Raw genomic sequence first — 9893 nt, forward strand, 5'->3', positions numbered from 1 at the left:
GACCTATCCAATTCCTTTCCAATAGCTTATCTGATGTGGGGCCCAGCAATGACGAACAATCTAGCGCTGCAACATGGTGCAGGGACCTTGGAGACGTCGGTCCACTAGTGATGTGGGACCTGTTTGAGGTGCTGTAGAATACGAGCGTCCCGTAGCGACTGTGCCACCTAAGCTAGTTTGCTGGATGATAGTCCATAGATGGTTGCCCCGGTTTGCCAAGCCCTCAATCCATAAAAGTGAGCCAGGTGGAGATTGCAGCCATAGATCCGGATTTCAATCGAGGCTACAGCCTCTATCCCTGATGGAATTTGCTGGCAGGCTCCTCGATCAATCAATCGCACTTTAAAGTGCCTTGAATTCATTTGGTTTTACCTGTCACGGTCTGACCTGTCTCGCCATCACTTCATGATTGCCTGTGCAATCGGTGCTCTTTATGAAAGTCTTGTCACGGAACGATCAGCCAGCCTTTGTCGTAGTAAACTGGCTCATCATGCTGCCACGCCATATTTGGCATCGTACTGTCTGTCGTGCACCAGCAAAGCCCAGACCATACGGGCTGTTTTGTTGGCTTGTGCAACCGTCGCTACGTTGCTGTTGCGTCGCCCCATCACCCCGGCCAGCCAGCTCCCTGCAAACGACTCCTTGCGTTATGCCGCCAGCAACATGGCCCGAGCGCCATGGATGAGTGGGGGGCGTAGATAGCTGTCACCACGCTTACTGATCCCCTGCAACGTTTATTTGCCACCGCTGGAATGCTGTCTAGGGACTAACCCCAGCCAAGCTGCCAACTGTCTGCCATTCTTGAAGTTTTTTGCATCGCCGATGGAAGTTACCAGTGCACTGGCGGTGAGCGGTCCGATGCCTGGCAGCGGTGCTAATTTTTGGCTGATAGCACTGTCTTGATGCCAGCGAACGATCGCGTCCTCCAACTTGTGGACCTGTTTGTCGAGGGCTTTAAGGTGCTCGTGGAGCCGCATCAGTAATTGGCGAAATATCTCTGGCAAGCCGTTTTCACTATCTTCCAGGAGTTTGGGAACCTGTTTACCAATATGAGTAATGCCCTGGGGAATGATGAGGCCATGTTCGGCCAGTAATCCACGGATCTGATTGGTCTGGGCGGCCCTTGCCTTAACGAATCCCTGCCGAGCGCGATGCAGAGCCAGGACCGCCAATTGCTCACTGCTCTTTATCGGTACGAAGCGCATGGTGGGCCGGGTCACCGCTTCGCACATGGCCTCAGCATCCGCTGCATCCTTCTTGTTGGTCTTCACATAAGGCTTAACGAATTGCGGCGCCATCAGTTTCACCGTATGTCCCAGCTCTTGCAGCTTGTTGGCCCAAAAATGGACACTGCTGCACGCTTCCATGCCAATCAGGCAAGGGGAAAGGTTGGCAAAGAAAGTGATCATCAGGTCCCGCTTGAGCTGCTTATTCAGCAGCACTTTGTCGCGCTCATCCACGTCATGAACCTGCAGGACATTTTTGGCCAAATTGATGCCAATCGTGTTGATTTCATTTACAAGTCAGTGGGAAGTTACATTCGCCACATAGGCACGTTAGGTGCCGCTTAGGGAGGGGCGACTATCCCATTACTACAGGGGGGATCGGCTGCCATATAAAGGGCAGGTTACCGACCTGGTTATCGACTCGACTGGCCTCAAGGCATTTGGCGAAGGCGAGTGGAAAGTCAGGAAACACTGCGCAGAAAAGCGCCGAGTTTGGCGCAAGTTGCATTTGGCGGTGGACCCGGCGACTCACGATATCCTGGCAGCGGAGATGTCGTTGGATAATGTCTATGACGCCGAAGTGCTACCGACCTTGCTCAACCCACTACGTCTGAAGCTGGAGCATGTTTATGTAGATGGCGCCTACGACAGCAAAGCCAGCCATCAGTTTATCTCGCGGAAAGGGGCGACAGCCTGTTTCCCGCCTCGCAAGAGCGCGGGGTTATGGAAAAAGGAGCACCCAAGAAATGACGCTGTGCTGGTGATGCGTAAGGAAGGGCTGACGTACTGGAAGAAGATATCGGGGTATCACCATCGCTCGCTGGCAGAGACGGCAATGAATCTGTTCCAGCGGTTGCTGGCAGGGAAAATCAGTAATTGCCAAGTGGGAGAAGTCATGGCGTATGCCAGCGCCATAAACAAACCGAATACTCAGGATCTGCCTGTCAAAAAGCCTCGAGTGTCAAGGTCAACTAGGGCTGCATTAGTTGGCGGGGGAGGGTCATGTGGGCAACAACGCAGCGTTCGAGCATTACAACGAGATCCACACTCACAGTACCTTCGGGGGCTGCACACCATGGGAATATCTGCACAGTTGAGTATCACCATTCTAAGCGGGCAAAAATATCTGCATCTAGGCGAGCAAATCCACTGCATAACCTGAGATCGAATTTGAATCCATAAGTAAACTCTATTCCCGTGCGCCTCTACGGTTATGTCTTTATTAATATTTATTATCAATCGTGTTGTTTTATTTTTTTTGAGATGGCCCCGGGGAGCTCTATTTTTACTTCATGTTAAAAGGTTTTGTTATCTTTGGTGTGAGGCATTTAGGTGTGAAGCGTGAGTTTGATGAGTCACTAGGTTTTGATGATTACTATTTTCAGCTCGAAGGCGCATCGTGTTATTTGGTGTTCCAAAGAAAGGGGGAGCTCCAGGCATGCAAAAATAATTTTCAAAAGGTAGATGATTTTGTCGCGTTCGTTGTATGGCAACGTCGCGATGGGTGGGAAGTTGTCGCTGATATGGTTGTTGCCAATACTAAGGCGGGGGCAATAAGGAAGATAAGGAGATTGAAAGATGCGTTTTTTTTCGTTAGAACTATATGTCTTGTGAATATTTTGTTGATGGCGTCTAATCCGGTAGGGTTATATTGTTTTATAATGTTGGTGGGCGCTTTTTTAGCTTGTGATTTTATATCAATAGTCTTGTCTAGTATGCGTACCGAGTCATTCAACCTTCTGAGTTCAACCCAAATCATGGGGGCCTAGATTTATCAGTTGCTAACTTTTTATGAGCATGTGGCTGTGATGAGGTTTTGTACCCTCATTAAATGAGGTGCTGTTTTGGGGATTATTTATTTCCGTGTTGGTCTGCTCAGGGCTGTGTTGTTTTTCCTATTCGACGTGTTTCTATGGTTGATCTGAGCTTTGAGCTTTGAGTTTTGAGTTTTGACGTTGAGCAGGTGGCAGGCTGCGTCTGTAGCTTCATTTGGAATGAAATATGCCAATAAAAGCATAGTAAATAATGGTTGTGGCTTTAATTTTTTGAGATTCCGTGATGTCAAAGGGTGCTTTTTTCATCGGAGCGCATCCCTCGTTTGCCCTGGTTATTCCAGGGCCTTTTTGTGAGCGGCTTGCTTTGGTATGTGCTAAATATAAATAAAAACCAATTAAATACAGTCACTTATTGGTTTTCTGTGTGTCTAGATAAAAAATAATATCACCTAGGTTCTGTGTGGGGGGGATATTTATTTTGTTTTATTCTTACCGCTTTTTTGCGGTGGGGGGTATTTTGGTCTTGCTTTGCCGTAAAAGCAGCAACAACCAACAGCAATAATGTTGCGTCTTGCTTTAAGAATACTTAATAAATCTAATCTGGTTTAGGAACAGTTGTATTATGAGTTTTTTCAGAAAGTTAACTTCTATTTTAGCTGCGGTGTCGCTATTAGCCGCTTGCGGTGGTGGTGATGGAGATAGTGGTGGTGGGGCTGGCTCTGGTGATGGTTCAGGTACTGCCAAACCAGCATTGGTTTCTATCTCTATTTCCCCGGATAATGCCGCAATTCCCTTGGGTTTGGCACATCCGTTGGCTGCTATTGCAAGCTATAGTGATGGCTCGACGCAGGATGTGACAAACTCAGCAGAGTGGATTGTTGATTCTGCGGAACATGCTGCTATTGAATCTATAGGCCCTGATAGTCAATTACACTTGGTCACAAAAGCTGAAGGTTCTACGCAAGTTATAGCCTCTTATTCTGAGGGGGATGTAAAGGTATCTTCTTCAGCAAAAATTGACATTATCAGAAAGACGATTAGTACAATTCAGGTAACTCCTACGAAAACGGTTATTCCGGTAGGGTTAACCGAACCATTTATTGCGACAGCGGTTTTTACTGATGGCACCACGCAAGATATCACTCGCGACCCGATCACTTCTTGGTCGGTCAGCCCGGTAGGCATTGCGACCATCGATACAAATACGGGGATCGCGACTGGAATAAAGCCTGGTGTTGCGACTGTCAGCGTGTCGGCAACTCTTGATGGTAATAATTACAGCTCGACAGCTGAGTTAGAAGTGAGTGATGCAGTTATTGTTGGTTTGCAGATAACCCCAGTCAATGCATCCATTCCTGTTGGTTTGTCGCAGGAGTTTACTGCCACTGCGATCGCGTCAGATGGAAGTGTTCACCGTGGTGTCATTTCCCCTACAGATATCAACTGGAAAACCAGTGATAGTACTGTTGCAACAATATCCAATACTGGTACAGCAACGGGTGTGAAAGTCGGTAATGTAACAATCTCTGCCACTATCAACATCAATGGGGTGATGTTGACAACCTCTTCTCAAGTGCATGTAAGTGATGCGGAAATTGCATCCATTCAGGTTACTCCTGCAGTGAAGTCTCTGCCTTCTGGTGTGGAACAGCAATATATCGCTACCGCTATGATGACGGATGGTTCCGCAGTGGATGTTACCAACCATGAATCCGTGAGCTGGGTGAGTAGCAATCCCGGGGTTGCTACCATCGATCTGAATGGTTTGGTGAAGGCCGTCGCCAGTGGTGACTCACAGATCCGCGCAACTCTTGCTATCGGTCCTGCTGTTTATAGCGCTAATGCCCACTTGCAGGTGACTGCAGCTGTGCCGAGCACACTCAATATTGTTCCGGCGGATGTAGCCATTCCGCTGGGGTTGGAACATGCATTCAGGGCAATGATGACCTACTCTGATGGCTCCATGCTGGATATTACCAATACACATGGTCTGAGCTGGAGTAGCAGTGAACCATCAATGCTCACCATCGTCAGTAACCAGCTCAGTGGTAATGGTGTTGCCAAGGCGGTTCGTCAGGGCAATGTAACCGTACAGGCAGTTTATAATGCTGACGGTCGTAACATTGTTGCCACCGCTCAGGCTACAGTGACAGAAACCGTGATGACGGGGTTGCAGGTGACGCCAGTCAGCGCAGCCATCGCTGCTGGCATGCCGCAGCAATATACCGCTATTGCCATGATGTCAGATGGTTCCACCCAGAATGTAACCGGTAGCGATGCAATAAGCTGGAGCAGCAGTGATATCGAGGTCGCAACTATCGGTGGCAAGTCCGGGTTGGCGAAAGGGGGCAAGGTAGGTATTGCCACCATCTCTGCTCATATGCTTGTCAACGGCACGGCTCATAACGCTCAGGCTCAGCTGCAAGTGACTGAGGCCGTGATCACCGAGCTGCAAGTGACGCCTGTGGCAACAACCTTGCCCAAAGGCGCTACTCAGGCGTTGGTTGCTACCGCCATTCTCTCCGATGGCACCACCACTATCGTTACGGATGATCCTGACCTGAGCTGGAGCAGCAGCAATCCTGCCCTGGTGACCATTGATGGCAATGGCGTCGTCACTGCCCTTGAAATGGGAGAGGCCACGATTACTGCTTCGATGCTGGTTGGTAGTGAGCGAACCAGAGCCGAGGCCACTATCAAGGTGAGTGATGCCGTTCTGAGCGCGCTCCGTATTGACCCGAATACTGTATCTCTGGCGGTAGGAATGACCCATTCATTTGCCGCAGTCGCCACTTACAGCGACGGTGAGGTTATTGATGTCAGTGATATGGTTAACTGGCGCACTAGCGATATGGCGATTGCCAACATCAGTGATGGTGTGGCTACTGCTGTTAGCGCGGGCACGGTGACTATCAGTGCCGTGCTGGACGACGTAGAGGCCACTGCCGCCCTGACGGTGACGGACGCGGTGGTGACCGCCATCACGCTTACTCCAACGACATTGACTATTCCGAAAGGACTGAGTCAGCAACTGACTGTGATGGCAACCTATTCTGACGGCACAACACGCGATATTACCGCTGATGCAAGCTATCAGGTCCGTCCAGACTCCGTTGTCGTTCCCATTGATAGCCCGGAGCATGTCCATATAGATGCAGTGAGCGTCAACACCAGCGGTATGCTTAAGGCGGAGAATGTGGGCTCTGCTACCGTGACAGCCACTTTTGCTGCCAACGGTAAGAGTTATCAAAGTCAGGCGCGGGTGACAGTGAGTGATGCCATCGTGACTGCGCTTGTCGTAACCCCTACCGCTCCGGCACTGCCGGCTGGGCGTTCGCAACAGTTAACAGCGGTGGCCACTCTCTCTGATGGTTCCGTCCGTGATGTGACCAGTGACCCGTCACTGAGCTGGGTGAGTAACGATACATCGATTGCTACTGTGTCCAATCGTGGGTTACTTAGCGGGGTAACAAGTGGCGCCGCACAAGTCACGGTGACCAAGCTTGAGGGGGCCAAGTCGATCAGCATGATTGTCCCTGTTTCCGTTACATCTGCCGTGCTTGTCTCCGCAAGGTTCTCCCATCCTGAGAACGGGAACTTTATCCCGACAGGGCTGACCGAGCAGCTTGAAGTGATCGGCTCGATGAGTGATGGCTCCGAGTTGGTTCTTAATGATCATCTTGGCCTTGTGTGGACAACATCGGATTCATCGTTGATGACAGTCAACAAGGGGCTGGTGACCACTCACCATAATGAGTTATCAAGTCATCAAAACTGGAGGGTGGGTGATGATATTAACTCTCAGCGCTTTGCGGTTGGCCGTATTTCCGTCAATGGATTTATAGATGGAGTTAATATCAACTATGGTGCGAATTTTGATGTAAGCATGGCGGTTCGTCTGCCCGGTGTCGGCGTGTTTTATGTTCCTTTCGCTCAGAATTTGGCTTCGGGTGTATGGACTATCAAGGAGCTCTGGGGGGGTATTGAGCAATCAGGTCAACATTACTATTGTCGTTATGGTTATGCCAACTCGAGAACGGTAAAACCAGTGGAGCTTGCTGCATTTGCGGCGAAATATCCTGATACCGCAGGATTAATGTGGCCTCAAGCTGATGTGTGGTGGTATCCACTTTTTGTGCCCAATAGCTATGTAATGGATTTTACTAGTGCTGATGCCACAAACTACACAAGTATTACGGTTGGGGACATTAATACGGGTGCGACGAGATTTGCAAACTCAAGTGATTTGACCGACGGAATGTATGGTCTCCATTATGTTTCCAAGGCAACACTTTGTATCGTTCCTGAGTCTACATCAGCAACTAACTATGTCTCAGCATTAAATGCCAATGCACATGTGTATGGACTGTATTCAGAAACAGTGACTGTTGAGGTGAAGAATGAGACCGGATCCGTAGTTCCTGGGGCTGTGGTCAACATTGGTCGCCCCAGCTGCTCCGGTGATGGCTGCAATATTTCTTTGCCTGGTAGTGTGACAACAGGGCGTGATGGTAAAGCGACCTTTAGTTATTCAGGAAAGGCATCTTACCAGGGGTCATTTAGTATCCTGGCTACTCATAATGCTACATCCAAACAAGTAAATGTAAAATTAGAACCAAAAGATAATCAGCCCAACAGACCTACCTATTAAATGTTTTGATAGGCCATCACAAGGAATTGTGATGGCCTTTTTGTGCTCTAAGATATAATATGGCTTGCCCAGTTGATACCCATTTTCGATAGGTGTAATTATCTATCCAATCGTTTGCATTTAAATCATGCTCGGTGTATTTCATGCGGCGATTGTCATTTGATAAGAGAGTTTGTAAAACTCGGTGATTTATCAAATCTATTATTTATCGATCGTTGAACTATCGTTTATGAAATTTACCAATAAATCGATGCTGTCACTTTCTGCCGAAAAGCCAGCATTATTGATTCCTTTAGAACATGCTGAGTTCAGCAAGCAGCACGAGTCTGAGTTGGCCGAAGCATCGCCGATTGCCTCTACGTCCCAGAGCCATGTCCGAAGGTACTCTGATCATCTGATCATCGGGTTGTTCCTTATCAACCTGGTTGCCGCATTCTATATGGTCTTGTACCGGTATCATATTGCTGTACCTGCAACCCCAGGTTGGCTGGTCGCTACAGAGTTTGCGGTAGGCTCTGTGTTATCTGACGCCGAGATTTATGAGACCGAGTGGATATTTCCCGCATTTTCCGAGCAAATGACTCCTCAGTCGCAAGTTCAACAGAGGCGTCATATTGTCCAGGTCGGTGTCTACAGGGATCCGGAAAATGTGGAGAAATGGCGCCGTTGGGCACATCAGCAGCAAGTTGAACTCAATGTCATCACCGGGATGCGCAATCAGGAAATTCACTATGACGTCTACTTATGTCGAGTAGAGTCAGAGCGTCTTGCGGAGCTGACCAGCAAGGCCAGCTTATTGAGTGGGGAGAAACCGATTGTGTATCGGTGGCGACAAGGCCACAGAGGTGCTCGCTGTTAAACCGGAATGATAAATGTGTGCTCATGCAGAGATTCGAGGAGATGCACAAGAGTGGACTGACCCCACGACGGTAGACATATTCTGTCCTCACGACGAGGCCTGTTCGAAGGCCTCCGGACTGACGCCACCAAGGTGGCTGTGGCGTCGGATCCTGTTATAGAACGCTTCAATGTAATCAAAGATATCAGCGCGGGCCAGATCACGGGTTTTGTAGATCCGTTTTCTGATGCGCTCTTTTTTCAGCGGACTGAAGAACGATTCGGCAACCGCATTATCCCAGCAGTTGCCACGTCGGCTCATACCTGGTGCCAGGTTGTTGGCCCGGCAGAAACGCTGCCAGTCGTCACTACCATATTGGCTACCCTGATCCGAGTGCACGATGACCTCTGTTTCTGGTTTACGTCGCCATACGGCCATCATCAGTGCATCCAGCGCGAGCTCGCGTGAAAGGGTAGGTTTCATCGACCAGCCCACCACGTTACGAGCGAAAAGAACGATGACCACAGCTAGATACAGCCAACCCTGCCAAGTGCGGATATAGGTGATATCGGTCACCCAAACCTGATTGGCCCGGCTAACAGTAAATTGTCGCTGTATACGATTAGGCTCTACGACGGAAGGTCTACCGGATACCCTGCGTGGCACTTTATAGCCGCGAACTGCTTTGATCCGGCTTAGTTGCATAAGCCGTCCCACCCGATTTTTACTACCGGTTTCGCCGACCTCATTCAGGTCACCATGAACCCGGCGATAGCCATACACGCCGCCGCTCAGAGGGAAGGTGCGAACAAGTGGATCGCACCTTCACCACGAACTCTTTGTCCGCATTTGAAATGCCCATCACTCCAAAAACCTGACTTTTTCGCAAGTATTCGGCTATTAAGCGCCATTTAGCCTCATTTTCGAGGCTTATCTCGATTTTTGGGCACAGCTATCCCATGCCCGTATCATCTGGTCCACGCGAAACAGATTCGCCAGCGTAAACAACATCGCCAGTTGGTTGTCGTTCTTGCGCAGCCCCTTGAACCGCGCCTTCACAAAGCCAAACTGACGTTTGATGATCCGAAACGGGTGCTCCACTTTGGCGCGGATGCTGGATTTGAGCCTCTCAAAGGCAATCACAGCCTTGTTTTTGCGCGGATGCTTTTTGAGCTCCTTGAGCCTGCCAGGTCGCATCACAATCGCCCATTGTGCCTTTACATCCGCCAGCTCTTCACGGTTTTCTGCACCCTGACATCCTGCGTCAGCGAACACAAATGCCTCCTCGCCATGGAGCCGATTTCCCACTTGATTGAGGTCGTGCTCATTGGCTGCCGTGGTCTCCAGACTGTGCGTCAGGCCACTCTTGGCATCGACACCGATATGAGCCTTCATGCCGAAGT

Annotated in this window: 4 protein-coding genes and 3 pseudogenes; 4 read left to right on the forward strand and 3 right to left on the reverse strand. The window is 49.6% G+C overall.

Features of this window, described 5'->3' with window-relative positions; translation table 11 throughout:
- Positions 1 to 488 precede the first annotated feature (488 nt).
- A pseudogene (locus tag AB5Y71_RS17865) lies at positions 489 to 1511 on the reverse strand (IS110 family transposase).
- A gap of 106 nt (positions 1512 to 1617) precedes the next feature.
- Between AB5Y71_RS17865 and AB5Y71_RS17870 the strand changes: the two are divergent.
- From AB5Y71_RS17870 to AB5Y71_RS17885, 4 genes and pseudogenes are all read left to right on the forward strand, one after another.
- Positions 1618 to 2187, forward strand: a pseudogene (locus tag AB5Y71_RS17870) (IS5 family transposase); the annotation flags it as partial.
- Between the two features lie 373 nt (positions 2188 to 2560).
- Positions 2561 to 2995 carry a hypothetical protein gene (locus AB5Y71_RS17875; RefSeq protein WP_368172129.1) on the forward strand — a complete coding sequence of 145 codons (435 nt, stop codon included), beginning with the start codon at positions 2561 to 2563 and terminating at the stop codon, positions 2993 to 2995.
- 628 nt (positions 2996 to 3623) lie between these two features.
- Complete coding sequence (locus AB5Y71_RS17880; RefSeq protein ID WP_368172130.1) at positions 3624 to 7652, forward strand: Ig-like domain-containing protein; 4029 nt, start codon at positions 3624 to 3626, stop codon at positions 7650 to 7652.
- A gap of 229 nt (positions 7653 to 7881) precedes the next feature.
- Entirely contained in the window at positions 7882 to 8511 is a 630-nt protein-coding gene (locus AB5Y71_RS17885; protein WP_368172131.1) for a hypothetical protein, read from the forward strand.
- Positions 8512 to 8598: 87 nt separating this feature from the next.
- On the opposite strand, the pseudogene AB5Y71_RS17890 reads toward AB5Y71_RS17885, so the two are convergent.
- Together AB5Y71_RS17890 and AB5Y71_RS17895 are read right to left on the reverse strand one after the other, a co-directional pair.
- Positions 8599 to 9303: pseudogene (locus AB5Y71_RS17890) on the reverse strand (IS3 family transposase); the annotation flags it as partial.
- A 117-nt stretch (positions 9304 to 9420) separates the two neighbouring features.
- Positions 9421 to 9893 (reverse strand): IS5 family transposase (locus tag AB5Y71_RS17895; protein WP_368172132.1); only part of this gene is annotated, 473 nt, incomplete at its 5' end.

The sequence above is a fragment of the Aeromonas sp. R9-2 genome (assembly GCF_040908025.1).
Lineage (GTDB): Bacteria > Pseudomonadota > Gammaproteobacteria > Enterobacterales > Aeromonadaceae > Aeromonas > Aeromonas veronii.

Bases quoted from the DNA above. Each gene is read 5' to 3' on its own strand.
- AB5Y71_RS17880 (WP_368172130.1), top strand. From the start codon at position 3,624: ATGAGTTTTTTCAGAAAGTTAACTTCTATTTTAGCTGCGGTGTCGCTA.
- AB5Y71_RS17885 (WP_368172131.1), top strand. From the start codon at position 7,882: ATGAAATTTACCAATAAATCGATGCTGTCACTTTCTGCCGAAAAGCCA.